This is a genomic window from Methylobacterium sp. BI1 (assembly GCF_056680125.1).
The window spans coordinates 1-15,852 of record NZ_JBWXPR010000002.1 but is presented as its reverse complement, the minus strand read 5'-3'; the positions used below and the strand labels follow the sequence as shown (position 1 = coordinate 15,852).

23 protein-coding genes are annotated in these 15,852 nt (G+C 59.0%); 13 read left to right on the top strand and 10 right to left on the bottom strand.

Features of this window, described 5'->3' with window-relative positions; all coding sequences use genetic code 11:
• Positions 1–96 precede the first annotated feature (96 nt).
• Entirely contained in the window at positions 97–348 is a 252-nt protein-coding gene (locus AC1MGR_RS24645; RefSeq protein WP_480234958.1) for a hypothetical protein, read from the top strand.
• On the opposite strand, the gene AC1MGR_RS24640 is transcribed toward AC1MGR_RS24645, so the two are convergent.
• Complete coding sequence (locus AC1MGR_RS24640) at positions 345–530, bottom strand: hypothetical protein (protein WP_480234957.1); 186 nt, start codon at positions 528–530, stop codon at positions 345–347. The two genes, AC1MGR_RS24645 and AC1MGR_RS24640, sit on opposite strands and share 4 nt — an antisense overlap.
• Before the next feature lie 364 nt (positions 531–894).
• Here AC1MGR_RS24640 and AC1MGR_RS24635 point away from each other — a divergent pair, with 364 nt between their 5' ends.
• Positions 895–1,632, top strand: a complete 738-nt coding sequence (locus tag AC1MGR_RS24635; protein ID WP_480234956.1) for a hypothetical protein — start codon at positions 895–897, stop codon at positions 1,630–1,632.
• A 340-nt stretch (positions 1,633–1,972) separates the two neighbouring features.
• Here the strand turns inward: AC1MGR_RS24635 and AC1MGR_RS24630 are convergent, their stop codons facing one another.
• Positions 1,973–2,233, bottom strand: a complete 261-nt coding sequence (locus AC1MGR_RS24630) for a hypothetical protein (RefSeq protein WP_480234955.1) — start codon at positions 2,231–2,233, stop codon at positions 1,973–1,975.
• A gap of 1,270 nt (positions 2,234–3,503) precedes the next feature.
• On the opposite strand from AC1MGR_RS24630, the gene AC1MGR_RS24625 reads away from it, so the two are divergent.
• The 3 genes from AC1MGR_RS24625 to AC1MGR_RS24615 all read left to right on the top strand — a co-directional run bounded on the left by AC1MGR_RS24625 (position 3,504) and on the right by AC1MGR_RS24615 (position 4,775).
• A complete protein-coding gene (locus tag AC1MGR_RS24625; RefSeq protein ID WP_480234954.1) occupies positions 3,504–4,148 on the top strand; it encodes a hypothetical protein in 645 nt (214 codons plus the stop codon).
• A complete protein-coding gene (locus AC1MGR_RS24620; RefSeq protein ID WP_480234953.1) occupies positions 4,145–4,411 on the top strand; it encodes an HGGxSTG domain-containing protein in 267 nt (88 codons plus the stop codon). Before AC1MGR_RS24625 ends, AC1MGR_RS24620 begins: the two co-directional genes overlap by 4 nt.
• A 193-nt stretch (positions 4,412–4,604) precedes the next feature.
• Complete coding sequence (locus tag AC1MGR_RS24615; RefSeq protein WP_480234952.1) at positions 4,605–4,775, top strand: hypothetical protein; 171 nt, start codon at positions 4,605–4,607, stop codon at positions 4,773–4,775.
• A gap of 62 nt (positions 4,776–4,837) precedes the next feature.
• Here the strand turns inward: AC1MGR_RS24615 and AC1MGR_RS24610 are convergent, their stop codons facing one another.
• A complete protein-coding gene (locus tag AC1MGR_RS24610) occupies positions 4,838–4,999 on the bottom strand; it encodes a hypothetical protein (RefSeq protein WP_480234951.1) in 162 nt (53 codons plus the stop codon).
• 348 nt (positions 5,000–5,347) lie between these two features.
• On the opposite strand from AC1MGR_RS24610, the gene AC1MGR_RS24605 reads away from it, so the two are divergent.
• On the top strand, positions 5,348–5,593 hold the full coding sequence (locus AC1MGR_RS24605) for a hypothetical protein (protein WP_480234950.1): 246 nt from the start codon (positions 5,348–5,350) through the stop codon (positions 5,591–5,593).
• Between the two features lie 62 nt (positions 5,594–5,655).
• On the opposite strand, the gene AC1MGR_RS24600 is transcribed toward AC1MGR_RS24605, so the two are convergent.
• On the bottom strand, positions 5,656–5,943 hold the full coding sequence (locus AC1MGR_RS24600) for a hypothetical protein (protein WP_480234949.1): 288 nt from the start codon (positions 5,941–5,943) through the stop codon (positions 5,656–5,658).
• Between the two features lie 146 nt (positions 5,944–6,089).
• Here AC1MGR_RS24600 and AC1MGR_RS24595 point away from each other — a divergent pair, with 146 nt between their 5' ends.
• Positions 6,090–6,290: a hypothetical protein gene (locus AC1MGR_RS24595; protein ID WP_480234948.1), complete on the top strand. Its 201-nt coding sequence runs from the start codon at positions 6,090–6,092 to the stop codon at positions 6,288–6,290.
• A gap of 473 nt (positions 6,291–6,763) precedes the next feature.
• Here AC1MGR_RS24595 and AC1MGR_RS24590 read toward each other — a convergent pair whose 3' ends face one another.
• Both AC1MGR_RS24590 and AC1MGR_RS24585 read right to left on the bottom strand, forming a co-directional pair.
• Positions 6,764–7,021: a hypothetical protein gene (locus AC1MGR_RS24590; protein WP_480234947.1), complete on the bottom strand. Its 258-nt coding sequence runs from the start codon at positions 7,019–7,021 to the stop codon at positions 6,764–6,766.
• A 572-nt stretch (positions 7,022–7,593) separates the two neighbouring features.
• A complete protein-coding gene (locus AC1MGR_RS24585) occupies positions 7,594–9,339 on the bottom strand; it encodes an alpha/beta fold hydrolase (protein ID WP_480234946.1) in 1,746 nt (581 codons plus the stop codon).
• A 293-nt stretch (positions 9,340–9,632) separates the two neighbouring features.
• Between AC1MGR_RS24585 and AC1MGR_RS24580 the strand changes: the two genes are divergently transcribed.
• A complete protein-coding gene (locus AC1MGR_RS24580) occupies positions 9,633–9,902 on the top strand; it encodes a hypothetical protein (protein ID WP_480234945.1) in 270 nt (89 codons plus the stop codon).
• Positions 9,903–10,157: 255 nt separating this feature from the next.
• On the opposite strand, the gene AC1MGR_RS24575 is transcribed toward AC1MGR_RS24580, so the two are convergent.
• Positions 10,158–10,412, bottom strand: a complete 255-nt coding sequence (locus tag AC1MGR_RS24575; RefSeq protein ID WP_480234944.1) for a hypothetical protein — start codon at positions 10,410–10,412, stop codon at positions 10,158–10,160.
• 108 nt (positions 10,413–10,520) lie between these two features.
• Positions 10,521–11,204 carry a sugar transferase gene (locus AC1MGR_RS24570; protein ID WP_480234943.1) on the bottom strand — a complete coding sequence of 228 codons (684 nt, stop codon included), beginning with the start codon at positions 11,202–11,204 and terminating at the stop codon, positions 10,521–10,523.
• Positions 11,205–11,954: 750 nt separating this feature from the next.
• Here AC1MGR_RS24570 and AC1MGR_RS24565 point away from each other — a divergent pair.
• The 3 genes from AC1MGR_RS24565 (at position 11,955) to AC1MGR_RS24555 (ending at position 13,321) form a co-directional block, all read left to right on the top strand.
• Positions 11,955–12,557 carry a recombinase family protein gene (locus AC1MGR_RS24565; protein WP_480234942.1) on the top strand — a complete coding sequence of 201 codons (603 nt, stop codon included), beginning with the start codon at positions 11,955–11,957 and terminating at the stop codon, positions 12,555–12,557.
• Positions 12,558–12,562: 5 nt separating this feature from the next.
• Positions 12,563–12,997, top strand: a complete 435-nt coding sequence (locus tag AC1MGR_RS24560) for a hypothetical protein (RefSeq protein ID WP_480234941.1) — start codon at positions 12,563–12,565, stop codon at positions 12,995–12,997.
• A gap of 132 nt (positions 12,998–13,129) precedes the next feature.
• Positions 13,130–13,321, top strand: coding sequence for a hypothetical protein (locus AC1MGR_RS24555; protein WP_480234940.1), 192 nt, complete (start codon positions 13,130–13,132; stop codon positions 13,319–13,321).
• 57 nt (positions 13,322–13,378) lie between these two features.
• Here the strand turns inward: AC1MGR_RS24555 and AC1MGR_RS24550 are convergent, their stop codons facing one another.
• Both AC1MGR_RS24550 and AC1MGR_RS24545 read right to left on the bottom strand, forming a co-directional pair.
• Positions 13,379–13,702, bottom strand: a complete 324-nt coding sequence (locus tag AC1MGR_RS24550; protein WP_480234939.1) for a hypothetical protein — start codon at positions 13,700–13,702, stop codon at positions 13,379–13,381.
• A gap of 153 nt (positions 13,703–13,855) precedes the next feature.
• Positions 13,856–14,404, bottom strand: a complete 549-nt coding sequence (locus AC1MGR_RS24545; RefSeq protein ID WP_480234938.1) for a hypothetical protein — start codon at positions 14,402–14,404, stop codon at positions 13,856–13,858.
• A gap of 247 nt (positions 14,405–14,651) precedes the next feature.
• Here AC1MGR_RS24545 and AC1MGR_RS24540 point away from each other — a divergent pair, with 247 nt between their 5' ends.
• Positions 14,652–15,023: a flagellar biosynthesis repressor FlbT gene (locus tag AC1MGR_RS24540; protein ID WP_480234937.1), complete on the top strand. Its 372-nt coding sequence runs from the start codon at positions 14,652–14,654 to the stop codon at positions 15,021–15,023.
• Between the two features lie 341 nt (positions 15,024–15,364).
• Positions 15,365–15,852: flagellin N-terminal helical domain-containing protein (locus AC1MGR_RS24535; protein WP_480234936.1), on the top strand; the 488-nt coding region annotated here is incomplete at its 3' end.

Sequence of the window (15,852 nt, the reverse complement as noted above, 5' to 3'; positions counted from 1 at the left end):
TGCGTCAATGACGTTCCGAACCTTGGCTGCAATAAGGTGAGTTATTGCCAGTACAGCGGGTGTCTGGCGTAGGATGCCCCGAGATATAGGGATGTCATGACCCGGCACGATGACCTGAGAGGCGATGAAGCCTTCCGCAAAGCGGTCCAGGCGACCCGTGGCGTTGCCAGCGTCATGTATGGTACCGAGATGTCGAAGGAGGAGGCCGAGATGTTGGTCAGCGTCGCGCTGACGACCTTCGCGAATGCTGGTGGTCTCAGCGAAGCGAGCTTGCGCCGCCTCGCGCGCTTTGCCCCTGATACGGCGAGTTGCGACCGCGACGAGCAGGCGTCCGCAAGGCTGAACTAGCGCTCCTTCTCCGCTTTCTCTTTCTCGAGCCGAAGAGCTCTCAGCCGCACCGTCTTGTCCTCGGTGGCCTGCTGGTTCGCGTCATATTCAGCCCGTGCTTCGCCCCCAGCACGGGCCCTTTCCAGATGCTTCGCAGCTTTCGTTTCGCGCCGATCCTGGGCGCCGCTGTCATCGCTCGTCATAGGGACCTGGCTTCCTGGTGGTGACGGTTCGGGCAGATCCTACCGTTGACTTAACCATGCCGGCCACGCGACATGGCGTGTCTGGCTGCGCTCGCCCTCCGGGACGAGTCGTAAGCCGACAACCATCAGGGATTAGTGCCGCGAGAAAGACCTAAGCCCAAAACGCCAACGGCCTCACCCCGGCAAGGGTGAGGCCGTCGAAATCGATGGGTCTGTGGAGACCGTTTCCAACTCCCCAGACATCATAACACCGGTCAGGTGTCAATCGGGATCGCTTCCCGAAACGATGGCGCTTTGCCTTTTGACGGGGACGGCTCTGGCCGATCCCCCTGCTTTGCCGCGGCCCAAGCAGGGACCGGGACCGATGTTTCATGCCGCCATGCAGGCCGCGATCGATGGCGCGCGAACGCTCGCGCAGATGGACGAGCTGTCGCGTCAGCTCTGGCAGGGGCACGGGTCGGGCGCTTTAGGCGACCACGAGGCTCAGATCCTCGCCGAACGGCTCCACGGGCGCCGTAGCGCGATCCGAGAGGGCATCCAGCCGGTCGGCATACCGGCAGGGCGCGTTAGCCTGTTCCCGCCGCGCAGAAGCCTCAGGAGCCCCGATAAGGTGGCATCCCTGGAGAGGCGCCGCCTGCTGGCCTGCTCGGGTCCCTTGCCGCCACAGCTCGCCGCCCGCTTCACGGAAGGCCAGAGGGCGGTCCTGCGCATCATTGGGGACGAGGTCGCGGCGAAGGGCGTCTGCAGCCTCTGCATCGACGCCATTGCCGCCCGAGCCGGTGTTTGCCGGCGCTTGGCACAGGGCGCTCTGCGTCTTGCTGCGGGCGATGGCCTGCTGACGATTGAGGAGCGCCGGCACCAAGGCCGAAAGAACAGCCCGAACTTCGTCCGCATCATCAACCGCGAATGGCAGGCCTGGATGCGCAGAGGCGGGCGTGCAGGAGGCGCCTCCCACCCTAAGGATAAGCCCGGGCCGCAACGGCAATCAGGCATAGGGTGCAAAGCGATGCATCCCACGGATAAGGGGATAACTCTGGGGACGAGTTCGCCAGCGGATCCCATCAAGAAGCTGCCGAAACGGCAGAGCCTTGCCCATCGGTAGCGCGATCTCCGATCCTCTTCAGACAGGCAGACCCGGCGCAGCCATGCGGCGGGCGCATTCGGTCGGGCGATAGAACGAACGCGCTCGGGATGCCAATTTTCGGCTGCCGGACTGCTTCCTACTCGACAGCTTGGTTTGGACACGCCACTCAGAGCCCTTCAGGAGACCTGCTAACTTTGATCCGATCGTCTGAACTCGAACTTCATGCCCGAGCGCAGAAGCTGTTCGAGCAGGAAAACCCAGGACGCCTCTGGCGGGTACCACCAAGCCTCACCATGGACGACGAAAACCCGCCGCGGCCGGAGCCGGGCGGGTGATGCGTTGAGTGGAAGAACGCCCGTTAGCGGCTGCTGCCACCGGCGCTGCTGTTCGGGATGGCCTGCTCGGGCCGGCTGGCATTACCACCCGCCGCGGAGTCGGTCGTGACGGTATCAGCGCCCGTTGCCCCGCGGGAGATGACTACATCACGGTCGTTGCCGGTGCTGTTCGGCTCCTGCACGACCACGGTACCAGTGGTTCCGGGCTGACGCGGGGCGTTGACCTGGGCGATGGCAGGGGCCGCGGCAAACAAGCTGACGCCGACGAGGAAGAGGTGTTTCACGGGGTGTTTCTCAATCTGGCCGCTATTAAGGGACTGCCGGCCACGCAGGCTACGACAAGCGTGCAAGGCGGGTGAAGTTACGCGGGCCTGTGTCACACCCTCAGGGCAATAGGACCTGAAAATCCCGCCACAGCCGAAGCTGGGCGGGTGAAAGTTTGAGGAAGGTATCCTCGGGAAGAATGCTTAAGCCTTGCATAGGCAGTGCCAAGCCTCGACTGGCACGTTCCTCTCATGACGAACGTTGACGATGGGAAGGGATGTTTATGGCCCAGAGCATTCTGTCTGAAACCGAGCACTCCTTCATGAGCGCAGATCGGCGTTGGCGGACCGAAGTCGGCCGCTCCTTCGGTGCAGATGGGGTGCTGCTGTACGGTCACCTGCCCCAAGCTCAGGGTGAACCTGAGACCGCGATGCGCCACGCATTTGATGCTCGGCAGGAAGCCATAACCGCTTGGCGACAGGCCCGGCGCCCTTTGCCGGCGTAACGCATTCGGCTTCGCGCTGGATGACGTCGCACAAGCGTTATGGGCTGGCGCTAGTGCGACGCAGATCGTGGAGGCCCAGACCTTGCGTTCTTTCCGTTGAGATCGACGTGTACATGCATGCTCTCAGTACGAGAGTTTAGGCGGCTGCTGGCTGGGACGAACGCTGCGATAGCGAACTGGCTGAAGAGGCTGTCGAACCCGTTAGTTCCTGCGCAAGGGTGGCATTCCAGTGTCAAGAGGAGCGTTGGTCCATCCTTAAAGAGGACCCTACAGGGTATTGAGAGCCGACGAGACTCGGCAGCTTACGCTTCTGCCCGAGACCTGAACAAAAAGGGTCTTTACACAGAACGAAAGCAGTCTAGTCTGTCTTAGATAGCCCGCTCCCCTACGGAGCCTCGGGCCGGGTGACTAGCCAGGTCAGTTCCGGGATCCCGTGAAAAGCCGGACGGCACCGGCAACAAGCGGCAGAGGATGCTGCAGGAGTGGGAACGGGTCGCCCCAAACCCACAGACAACCAGGTCTGCAGATCGATGTGCAGCCGGTTCGCTCCGCGTCAGACCTCGGGAGAGGTGAAGCGGCGAGTAAAGGCCGACCGCCTGACCCCGGCCTCCCCGACAGGGTTTCGTCCATCGATTTATGTGACCAATACGCCGGCTCCGGCACGTCAGGTCGCAGGCTTCGTCAGTGCCAGGCGAAGCTATGCCCCCCATCCACCTCACCTACACATCAGGGGCATAAAGTAGACAGCTGCCCATCTGTGGCAGTGCGCAATAAGGAGGTCATCTATGGCGAAACCCCAAAAGAAAGTGGCTCCTGCGAAAACCTCATCAGTCACTATCCTGGAGCCGTACAAGCCAACGCCAGCCGAAAAAGTAGCCTTGTCGCGCTACATTACACGAAGTGACAAGCGGCCCTCGGCGCGCATTCAAGTCAGCAAGGGTAAAACAGGCGTCACGACCCAGCCTGATCACTCAGACCCGATGACCGGTTCAGTCAATCTCATGAATGCGCTTGGCACGGTGAGCCTTCCCTTCATGAACGGGCTCGTGAGCCAAATCGCGAATGTTGCTAGTCACGGGTCAGAACCTGATGAGGCGGGCATCAACTTTGTGCTTTCGGTCATCGATGGGATTGAACCGCGAGATGAGGTCGAGGCAATGCTCGCATCGCAGATGGCCGCGGTTCACCTAGCAACGATGACGTTTGCGCGTCGTTTGGCTCACGTGGAGAACCTGCCTCAGCAGGAAGGGGCCGAGCGTGCTTTCAACAAGCTTGCTCGGACCTTCACGACGCAGGTCGAGGCGCTCAAGCGCTATCGCAGTGACGGCCAGCAGACCGTGAGGGTCGAGCGCGTCACGGTCGAAGCTGGCGGGCAGGCCGTTGTCGGATCGGTCAGTGCTTCGTCTGCCAGGGGGAGGGGCCCTCAATGAAACTTGCGGACAACCCTATGCAAAGGCCGATGCATGCCTCGCCACGATGCGGCGCCAGAACACGAAGCGGAAGTACCTGCCACTCATCTGCTATGTCGAACGGACGGTGTCGAATGCATGGAGGCAGTTCTCCTGGTGCTCCGAAAGGTTCAAAGAACGGTATGTACCGCCATGGGCGTTACACCGCGGAAGCTATCGAGCTTCGCCGTAAAATGAACACATGGATCCGTGTCATGCGAGAGGCGGCCCAAGAAATTCTTTGATAAGGGGGCTATCCAAGCTTCGCCTCATGGAGCGCTCATGGCCGCCGCTCCGAAACGCTCCTCGCCGCCGTCGACCTCCAGGGGCCGTAATCCTTTCGCGCCTTGCAACAGGCCGGGAATGCGCCTGTAGGACACGCAGAGAATTGAGCCCTGGAGCCGAGCTGCCGGCTACGCCGTCACCCTCGACTGGACGATGCCGAAGGCGTTCGGAGGCCGCTTCCTCACCAAGGCCGAGCGGGCTCGCCTCAAGGCGTTCGAACGCTCCGTCCGTGTCACCAACGCAGATGCTGCTTGGATCGAAGAGATCGTCGCCCTTGCCCACAAGGCCGCTGAAAAGTGGCTTTCCAGGGGGAAAGCCGCATGAACCCAGACACGAAAACGGCGAGGCTTTCGCCCCGCCGCCAGTCGTCTCAATCATGTGAGGGCTTAGCGCCGCGGGCCACCAGAGGTCTGGCCGTACTGCTGGACCACGAAGTTTGGCTGGTTGGCATTGCCCTCCTGGGCCGAGTCGTGTCGGCGGCCGTAGCCGATGGAGCCGGTGGTGATGTCGTCGTAGCTGCGGCCCTCAAGACCACCAGGCGCTGCCACGGCAGCGATGCCGGCAGGGGCTGTGTAGCTCTGAGCCAAAGCAGGCGAAGCAATCGCGCTAACGCTTAGGACAATAGCAACAACAGCAGAAGCAAAACGAGTGTTCATGGCACAATCAACTTGGGTTTGCGCGGTCTCCGTCGAATGGCGGTGGGCCGTGACTTGTTCGGTGACCTTGATCTAGGCCTGCCTCTGCCGGGACGCAGTGCCGTTTGGCACTCACGCATCAAACCAAGATTTCCAGTGCAGGAGCACGACGCCATGATCCGACCGCGCACGACCGTACCCATCTCCGCAGCACCTCTCGGATCCGAAGCAACGCCCGCCCCGCCGTGGCAGGAGGCCATCATGCCGATCGCAGAGGCTCTGCTGCGCCTTGTGGCGGCCGTCGAGAGCGGGCTTACGGCCGGACCGGCGGTGAAGGCTTTCCAAGCTGCGATCCGGCGGAAGGGCGAGGAAGCCTCAGCAGCGGGCGAACGCGAGGTCATGGAGGCTGCCCTGAGAATTGTCGCCGAGGCCGCTCCTGACCGTGCTGAGCGCCGGGAAAGCATCATCGACAAGGCATGGGCGGGGCTGCGGGAGTGGCACTCGTGACCCCCGATACGAAAACGGCGGGGCTCACGCCCCGCCGCTCACAGCTTCTCTTGGTAGCAGGTTCAGTACGCTAGCGGCTCACCGCGCGGCCCGTAGTGTCGAGTAGCCCCGGGTGTGTAGTCATTATCCGTCCTCAGCTCGGGCAACCGAACGGAAAGCTGGCCACCGCTAGCCGTGCTGATCGAGCCCGTTGTGATGTCGTCATAGGAGCGGGTGTTCTGGAAGCTGCCCGGCGCAGCGGCGGCCGAGATGCCAGCAGGCGCGGTATAGCTCTGAGCCGATGCGGGCGAAGCAATCGCACCAATGATTAAAGCGAAAGCAGCGGCGGCGAAAGAAATACGGATACTCATGGCATGATCCAATCAGGTCTGCGCGGTCTCCGTCAAAGGGCGGCTGGCCGTGAAATCTTGTCTGATCCTGATGTGGGTATGAGCTAGTCGAAGCGTCGTGCCCTTTGGCACTCACTCACCTATCAGAGATTTTAGGGAGTATGGGTATGACCCCTGCCAAACGCGCCGCCTACAACGCTAGTGTCAAAGCCGCGATTAACGCGGCCCCAATCGTCGCAATCACTATTGAGACCGCGAACGAAGCCAACACCTTTTCAAGGAAGATTGCGGCCGAAACATTGGTTGCCTTCGCAGAAAGCGCGAGGGGCATGATGCTGCTGATCAAACCGAAGCTAGCATTTTCATAAGCGAAATAAATATCAGTTTGTCGTCCTGAAGATAGTGCATGAGGTATCTTCAGGACCGTATCAAATGTATCTCACGGCAGACGTTTTCCCTGCTGAATTGGGACGGATGAACAGCCTAGGAAAGATTGTCCTTAAGAGCACCGTTTTGGTCGCTGCAGCGATCTCAATAGGCGTTGCCGTTGCCACCACGATCACACTCTGAGTGCAAATCTGCGAGACCGAATTGGAAAATGCCCTCTCACGATCGAAGTCCCGTGACGGCGAAGGGCGGGAGCGCCTTCTCACCCATCTCGGCAGTAAGGCGCTTTGCCGAACCGTGCCGGACCGCACATCCCTACCGAGGGCTTGGGTCCATCAAAAGGTCGGTCGTCGTTTTGCCCCCCTCGGCGACCACAACTAGCGGCGCAGTGGCCTTTGGCCCTGCGCCGTTGTCATGTCCAGGTACTCAGATCCATGAGCCCCCAGCGGTCGCTCTAAGCTGCAATCTGGAGCGGACCAGCCTCCTGCCTGACGGCCTCATTGCAAAGAACGCTCGTTTCGAGGAGGCGCCGCTGCTTACGCATCGTCTTCAGCAGCCTCTCGATGGCCGCCAAATCGGCGTGCGCTTCAGTCGAATTTAGATCGTCCGCCTCAAGGAAGGCGATCTGGATCATCATATCAACCCTGCGCGCCTCCGCCTTCGCGATGATCCTCTCCAAAGCGCCAAGACCATCTTCTGCTACTTTGATCATTGCGCTCCTCACACCAGAGAGCCCGCGTGAGGCAGTATGGTTAGCGAGAAGTTAACGCGCCAAGTGAGGAGGTCATTCCGTCATGATGCCTTGCGAGCCATGTGCCGTCGCGTACACAGCGACGGGTAGCCGTCCTGAGGCATTCTAGAGCACTCTGATCGGATGACGCTCACCGGGGGCGCTGGCATATCTTCGGCATGACAGAGGCAACGACCGACACCTATCCGTACACTCTTCAGGTCGAACCGAACCCACGGCGTGAAGGGAGCTGGCAATGGGCCATCCGGCGACATGGTAGGATGATCCAGCGATCGGATCGCGATCATCCGTCCGAAGCAAAGGCCCGAGTGCAAGGCATGGGCCAGATCGAGAAGTTACTCGGCGGTGAGGATAGAGGCCTCTTCTGAAGCGCTAACCCAGACGCGTTCCTGCTCGACGCGGGCCGGAAAGTGATCATTTTACCGACGGTCGATGCGGCTTGCGGCAAAATCCGCGAAGGAAGGATTTCTGCTGATCGGCTTCCGTAATCGGATCACAGGACCGCGCATCGAGCGCCACCGTTCGTCCAGCATCTACCAAAAGGTGCGCTTCGCATGTGACGAAACTTGCTGAGTGCCGATCGCAGTGATGATCTCGCGCACGTTCTCACTTAATCTCGCTTGCGCTTCGAGGGTGCTGAAGTTGTGGTCCGTCCCTGCCAAAATCGTTACCGGTGCCCCGAGACGTCGCTCGATCAGTCTCGGCAGACGTCCGAGTTGTGACCGCAATGGAGCAAGGCCCGGATCTCCTGCCGTGTAGATGAGCCTTAGCTGCATCCCACGACGGCGCATCGCCGCAATCCTGCGTGGAACGCTGCCGCCGAGCGGCCTAGCGCGGAACAGGTCTCTCCACCGGCGCCGGATCGATTGAACGGCGCGGCCAGCAAGGACACGGCCAATGGCGCGAACGTTGATTTGCCCTGTGACGAGACGCTGCCAAGTTGTGCCCCTCGCAAGCAGGGCAGCGTAGGTTGAGGCATCACCGATCGTCCGGTGCAGGTAAGCGTCGAGGTCGTTGTCAGGGTGCCAGTCGAAGCAGGGCAGATTGGCGAGAACCACGCCGGCAACGCGGTCGTCATGGTAAGCCGCGTGAAATGCCGCGTAGGCACCGCTGCACATCCCGAGGAGAACCACTGGCCCGGCGCCCTGTGCATCGAGGTGATCGATAGCGTGACGCAGGTCATGCCAAGCGTCGACAGCGAAGATCGGCGAGGTGCCATCGGGCCGATCCGGACTGTCTCCAATGCCGGCGAGGTCCACTCGCAACGACGGCACTCCTGAAACCGCCAGGGTGCGGGCTATGCGGGTTGCTTGGCGCCCCCAGCCCGAATGAACACTGAGGCCAGCCGCAATGAACAGAACCGTTGGTACGCCTGTTGCGGCACTTTTCGGCTTTGTCTGAACCCCAAACAGGTTTGGTCCGAAGCGCACAGCCTCTTCGCACCAGCCAGCTTCACTCAGGTGTGTGGACGCAACAAGGGGAGCTGCCTGAAACGCACGCGGCTCGACGCCTTCAGAGACGAAGCTGACGACTCTCTCGTAGGCCATGTTCGGCGCCACGGCGAAAAGCGGATTACCAACAAGCTGCGCAAGGCCCGGCAGGGCTCCAGATGTGACGTCAGCCCCAAGGGCGGCGTAGCGGGTCGCAAGCGTTCCTGTTTCTGCGCCAAGGATCAGGATACGCGGAGCGGGCAGGGTCGCCACAGAGCGAATGTCGATGGCTGCCAACTCTTCGGCAAAATCTGGCTTGATCGAAAAACCGCCGACAGAGAGGTGGCCGAGGTCTTGGGTGAGTGCCGTACCGTCCGGCAGCCCATTGATGGCCCGTTCGCGCAACTTCACCTCGCGCAGGTAGCCCCGTCCCGTCGAGCAGGGTGCCAGCAGAGCGAGCCGATCGACCCTGGTTTCCAAAGCTGCAAGCACGGCAAGGGTTGCGCCGAGCCGAAGCCCAACGAGAACGACCTGTTCGACACCAATCTCCTCGCGCAGAAAGCGCACGGCGTGATGGATCGCATTAATCCAGGCGGTCAGGCTTGTGGCGCCGACATCGGTGGAGTTCCCCTCGCCGGGATAGTCGAAGCGCAAGGTCGCACAGCCCAAAGCCGCGATCTGATCAGCTAGCTGTCGCCAAGGGCGGTGCGCCGAGAGCTGCTCAAAACCACTTGCGCCGCACAGGATGACACCGCGGCGCGTCGTGCCCGGACTAAACCATCCGAATAGGCCGCCGAACACGATTGGTTCGGCTGTCGTAATCGATGGGCTTTCAGAGACGCTGAGCATGATTGAATTTAGGGAAACAATAGGACTGTTGGCACTTCGGCGTCAGTACAATTTCTGCGGACGATAGCATGACCGACTGCTAAAATGTGAGACCAATTGGAAATTATGGTTATCACGAAAGGGAGCAACAGCGACTCAACTTCGAGCGGTTACGCCGACTATCAGGGTTACAGGCACATTTGCCTATCCAAAGCGACGAAATCAATATCGCCAACTTAGTAAGACAACTATCCTATCGTACTAAATGTCGGGTATCCGGTCGTTATCCCGACATTTTCAGAAAAGGCCAAGTTATGACCGCCGCCACGTCAATGAGACCTGTCCGCATTCTGTATCGGAACTGGCGCGGGGAGGAGGCCGTTCGGCGGATCGTGCCCGGCCCGATGTGGTTTGGCTCGACGGAGTGGCACCCGGAACCGCAATGGCTCCTCACGGCCGACGAGCCCGACAACGGCAAGCGTCGCGACTTCGCCATGTCGGGGATCATGGCCTGGGGCGACGAGGCGATCCTAGAGGTTCGCCACGGCATTCCGTCCGATAAAGCGAACACCCCGGCGGCGTAGGCGAAACGCTCGTAATCCCGACAAAAGACGCCGTCCGCATCCGACCCACCCCTGACATACACTTGATGCACAGGCACGCTGTGGAAGGCTGGTTAAGAACTAAAAATTTCAGGCGCTTAACGCGACGCTTCCGAGCGATGCCGAGTCGTTAATCTAGTTCTCTTCTAAACAATTGTTCTATAAGTAATTAAAATGATCCATAAGATACAAATTTGTACTATATTCGGAGATTCCAACTATAATAGTCATTTTATTTCAGTTTATACCCTGACGATCATGCCTACTTTTCTCGCGCAAGGGACGGAACAGTGCCCCAAGAAGAAAAGCAAATTCTGCAGCAACAATGAGCACCAGACCACGCCGCAGGCATCCTGCCGCCGATAGATGATGGATGATGCGATAGTAGAGAACTTCTACTGCCGTGAGAGGTATGCATACCCAAAAAAGGTTTATGCTATAAAACCGGCCCAGTAGACCACCGAGCACGATGTTTAGAAACATACCCTTCATGGCGCATGTCCGAGCGATCTTGCCATATTTGGGCGTGTTCACTTTTCATCAGAACAGCAGCGACTGCTTCGCCAAACCGACGCACAGCCTCTAAAGCTTGCGTTATGCCTAGTACGCGTTGGCGCGCCGGGTCAACTCGATCCAAGCTGTGCGGACTATGATGCTTACGTCGAGCGCAAGGCTCTGGTTCTCGATATACCAAAGGTCTAAGGCGATCCGCCGACGCATATGCTCAATTGTCGGCGTTTCGCCGCGTGATCCGTTAATCTGCGCCCAACCGGTTAGGCCGGGCTGAGCAGCAAACCGGTGCTGGTAGCTGAGAATTTCGCGACCATAGAACTCGTCATGAGCCACAGCATGTGGCCGCGGACCAACCAGGGACATGTCTCCTTTCAACACATTGATCAATTGAGGCAACTCATCAAGGCTGGTCCGGCGAAGCACCCGTCCGATCGTTGTCACGCGTACGTCGTCTCTCGTAGCTTGCTGAACGACAGCTCCATCCTCGAGCACGCGCATTGTCCGGAACTTATAAATTCTGAAGGTCGCTCCATGGCGGCCGGTACGAGTCTGCCTGAAAACAGGGTCCTTACGGTCCCCTCCCCAGATCAGGATCGCGATGATGAGCAGCAGGGGACTCAACAGGACCAGAGCTGCGAGGGCAATGGTGATGTCAAGGCTCCGCTTGCTGATGCGCCGGGACGGTGTGCAGAGACCTACTGGCGGTATTACCAGTGCATCTGATCCGCGGCCGAGTGACCCTGAGGGAAAGACGGGTGACTTCTCTTCCATCGCTGGGATTGAAACCTATCCTGCCAAGTTGATGCGCTGCCGCAAATCCCGCTTAGCAACTTATATACCATAAGCCAAGTCTCAAATTGGTGCATCCCTGCCATGCTGCTGAGAACTACCGAGAATTCGGTGGCGAATGACAAACGGAGATTGCAATAACGACATGCGTCATAAGCTCGTTGCACATGCTACGAGGCGTGAGTGGTAAAGAGCTGACCACGTCTGACGACATTCGAGAGCGATTGCAGATCTGACGCACAGATCTATTAGGAAAAGCTATTTCAAATTCTAGATCGCTGATCCAAACGCGCTGGGGTTCGGCTCGGATCATGCCTCCAAAAATCATATGCAACCACAGAAATAAATCGGCACGCGATGTACGTGCTTCTAAAGAAGCAGCGCCAACCAGTTGCTTGGACGTCATCAATCAGCAGCATGAAGTACCCCCGTCTGTAGGGAAGAACGACGCCTTTTCGATACAGTTCATTGTCTAAGGGTAGCCAATTGGAGAGGAGCGGCCCCCCTCCTGTGGTTCTTGTTCGACACCTGCCTAGCACCGAACCGTTCTGAACCAAGCCGTGGCCCCATTCCAAGATCGATAGCAACCTGAACGATTTGTCGGGTATCCGATCGTTTTCCCAGCATCATCGACGGTCCCAGTTCGAGCAGCCAAAAACCACCCTCTTTCCGTCGGGAAAATATGACCGGATTTCTATTGCGGAATAAACCCTCTTCAGCGACTATCCCGACATGCTTGTCGGATATGCCCGCGTCTCCACCCTCGACCAGAACCTCGACCTACAGCGCGATGCGCTAACACGAGCCGGGTGCGAGCGCCTGTTCGAGGAGAAGAAGTCCGGCAAGGCTGGGACCAAGCGTCCCGAGTTCGAGGCGGCGCTCGCCTACCTGCGGCCGAGCGACGTGCTCGTCGTCTGGAAGCTCGATCGCCTCGGTCGCTCCCTCGTCGAGATGATGCGCACCATCGACAGCTTGCGGAAGAACGACGTCCACTTCCGCTCCCTCACCGAGCAGTTCGACAGCGACACGGCGCACGGACGCTTTGCCCTGCAGATGCACGGCGCTATGGCGGAGTACTTCCTCGACCTCAACCGCGAGCGCACCATGGAGGGGCTGAAGGCGGCCCTGGCGCGAGGACGCAAAGGGGGACGTCCGAAGAAGCTCAGTGAGGCAGACATCGAGGTGGGCCGCGCCCTGCTGCACTCGGGCACCATCTCGATCGCGGCCATCGCCAAGCGCTTGGGGGTCAGCCGGGACACCTTCTACAACTACTTTCCTCAGGCACGTACCCGGAGCCAGGCCGCCGCGGCAGCTGCTGCGGTACGTCAGGACTGACTTGGATGCCGATCCGGCGCGAGCACCGCTTCTTCTACCCCATCGATTGGCGCGAGCTCTCGGCTGTGATCCGCTTCGAGCGGGCGAAGGGGCGCTGTGAGGTTTGCGCCCGTCCTCATGGACAGCGCGTCTTTCATCTCGGCGATGGGCGCTGGTGGGATGGAGAGGCGGACTCCTGGCGTGATGGAGCCGGACGCTTCATCTGCCTGGCGATCGGGACGGATGATGTTCTCGGGCGTGTGCGAACCACGCGCGTGGTTCTCGCCACCGGGCACCGCGATCATGACACCGCCAACAACGGGCCCAAGAACCTCGCTGCCTTCTGCCAGCGTTGTCATATGAACCACGATCGGCCCGAACATCAACGCCGTCGCTGGCGAACTCTCTTTCGTCGTAAGGCGATAGGTGACCTGTTCCGAGGGCCCTATCAGCCGCTGTAAAGTCCGCTGTCAGCCTGTTCGCGGAAAGACAAGAACCTGCGCTTGCCGGCCAGGGCCCTCCCCCACGTCCTAAATGAGGGTGCGGTCTTTCGCTCGGCAGCCCATATCTCTGCCAAGAGCGGAGAGCATGTCGTGTTCACAGTGAAGGGGATCGATCCGAGCGGCAGGGCTATGAGCTTCGCCTGCGGCACGGACGAACAAGCGATGGAGAAGACGTGGGAGCTGCGGCGGAGGGGCTTTCAGGACGTCGTGGTCGTAGACCATAAGGGCAAAGAACTAGGAGACGTTGCCTTTGAGCGATCTTTGGAGATCGAGTGGGACTAAAGTGCTCCAGTAAGCTCTGGTTGCAACCAAGCAGCTCGTCTAACTGATGAAATAAATCTATTCAGTCCTAAATTTTCCACGCCACCTACGCCGGTTGATATGCTTTTTAAGCTCAGGTAATTGTGAGGGCAGAAGTTCTCTAGTTTTTGTTGGGCCTGGAATATTCGGCTGCAAACCATCATTCACAATCTCATAGCTGCTCTTCTTTCTGCCGGCTGTTGGTAGTAGCCAAGCAATCGCCGAGCAGGCAAGAAACATGATCAGTCCAAATATTCCACTCATCACACCTTTCCATGATGGCTCAGGCTGGACCATCATCATGATGATCCCGCCGAGCGCGAAGGCTGCGGCCATGATGCGAAAGAGGTCGGAAGTCGTCATCTCCACGAGAAGATCGCGTGAGACAATTACCATTCCGTGAAGTGCACTGCTGACAAATAGTCAGGCCGATGATTGTCTAGACAAGTCCGGCCACGAAAACGGCTGTTGTGGCGTTTAGGAAGCTATTGAGCGCGCCGTACAATTGATACCCGTTCAGCTTACACTGAAGCGTCCTGCCGCGGCCTCGCGCCAACGGTCGCGATCCTCACGCAGTTCAGCCGCATGCTTCCTTTCCACATCGAGGACAGCACTCAGGGCTTCCACCTGCCGAGCCTGAACGCGCTCTGTATCCCGTTCAGCTGTGACCTCTACTAGGATATAGCGAACAGCTCCAAGTTCGGACGCCAGATCGGTCGACTTCCGTCGCTCCTGCTCGTGCTCTAAACGCTGTTCCGCCAGCATTTCGGACAATCGGCCGATTTCTGCCCGTAAGCTGGCGACATGCTCCTCCATCGCAGCCACGATGCGCTTGCGGTCAGTCGTCGATGGAACGGGGTCGAGGCCATTCAGATCGCGGTACCGCACCACCCTCTTTGAATGCTCAGCGAGTTCAATTGCGGAAACCCAAATACGGCTAAACCCGCCTTCGCAGTCATGCCGCCGCCAGCCCTTTCTACGCACGAGATTGCGGGCGCTCTCCGCGTTGATGCCCAGCGAGTCAGCGATCTCAGCGTAGGTCATCAATTTGAAGTCGCTGGGCATGTGCGGACGCTCGGAGAGGACGATGATGCGGCACCGATGATGCCCCCATGATCCCTCCATCGAAGGCATTCGTTGAGATTTCATTAACCATGAGCAGGAGTGCTCCAACTCCTCCCGGTTGGACCGTTCCTGGGCCCACAAGCTCAACCGCCAGCGTGAGGTAGACAGCTTTCAGCGGTAGGCTCGCACAAGCTCCACAGGATTTAACCCGCAGATAAGCGGTCAGATCTATGAGCGAGCGAACAGCATGGCAAAGACAAGTCAGACCACGGCATTCATCCGTAAGGGAGAAGTATTCTTTCTGAATGGGGCACTGATAAGGGCGCATGACTCCTTCAGCATGGAAATCATGCTAGCAGATACATTCTTGCTTCCTAGCCAGATCGTTTCCGCGGAGACAGCAAAATCACATCTTCAGAAAGCGTATTACTATGCTCAGCAAATGATGATTGAGCCTGAGCTCAAAGACAATTGGCAAAGTTGTCTAGAGGACTGTGTCGTAAAACTGCCATCATCTACACAGAAAAAAATCTGGAGAGCATGCCAAGAAAGAAACCTACAGAAAGTTCTTGTTACTATTCGGTCTGAGCTCAAAAAGGATATGGCTCCAATCAATTAAGCGGTGACAACAACGAAAGTTCTAAGCAGTCTATTAACCGCAATTCACCACCGCGTTGCCCCCTGGAGGCCCCTTAAGCGCTTGATAACGGCCTACACCTAGAACCGGAGAGCCGGTCATGATCGCGTTTACCGAAGCGCAGCGGCAGCCTAAGCGCGGTGGAGCAGGCTTTGCGGCCTGTAGGCATGATGCCGATCTGCCGAACCGGTGAGAGCCCGAGGTGTAGTGCGTAGCAGGTTAGGCCCCCGTTGCGGGCCTATAGGCATGATGCCGCTCTGCTTTCCCGGTGTGAGTCCGGATGTCCCTCCGCCTCTCCTCTCCCGTTCTAGGATCGAGACACCGTGACCAGCCTTCTGACGAATAACGCCGCTATGACGGCGCTGACGACCCTCAAGAGCATCAACACTCAGCTCGACATGACCAGCAACCGGGTCTCGACCGGCCAGCGCGTTTCGGCTGCCTCCGACAACGCCGCCTACTGGTCAATCGCGACTACGGTCCGCTCAGATAACGCTTCTTTGGGCGCAGTTAAGGACTCCCTCGGCCTGGGTTCATCAGCCGTTGACACCGCCTATAATGGCCTCAACAGCATCATCACTGACTTGCAGAACATGCGCGCTAAGCTGCAGACTGCTCTACAGCCCGGCGTCGATCGCTCCAAGGTCCAGACCGAGATCACCGCCATTCAAAATAAGATGAAGGCGACGGCCGACTCGTCGAACTCGAGCGGTCAGAATTGGCTTTCGGTAGACTCGTCCGCCACTAACACTAATTACAAAGGGACCCAGAGCATCGTCGCCGGCTTCTCACGCGACACTTCCGGCGCTGT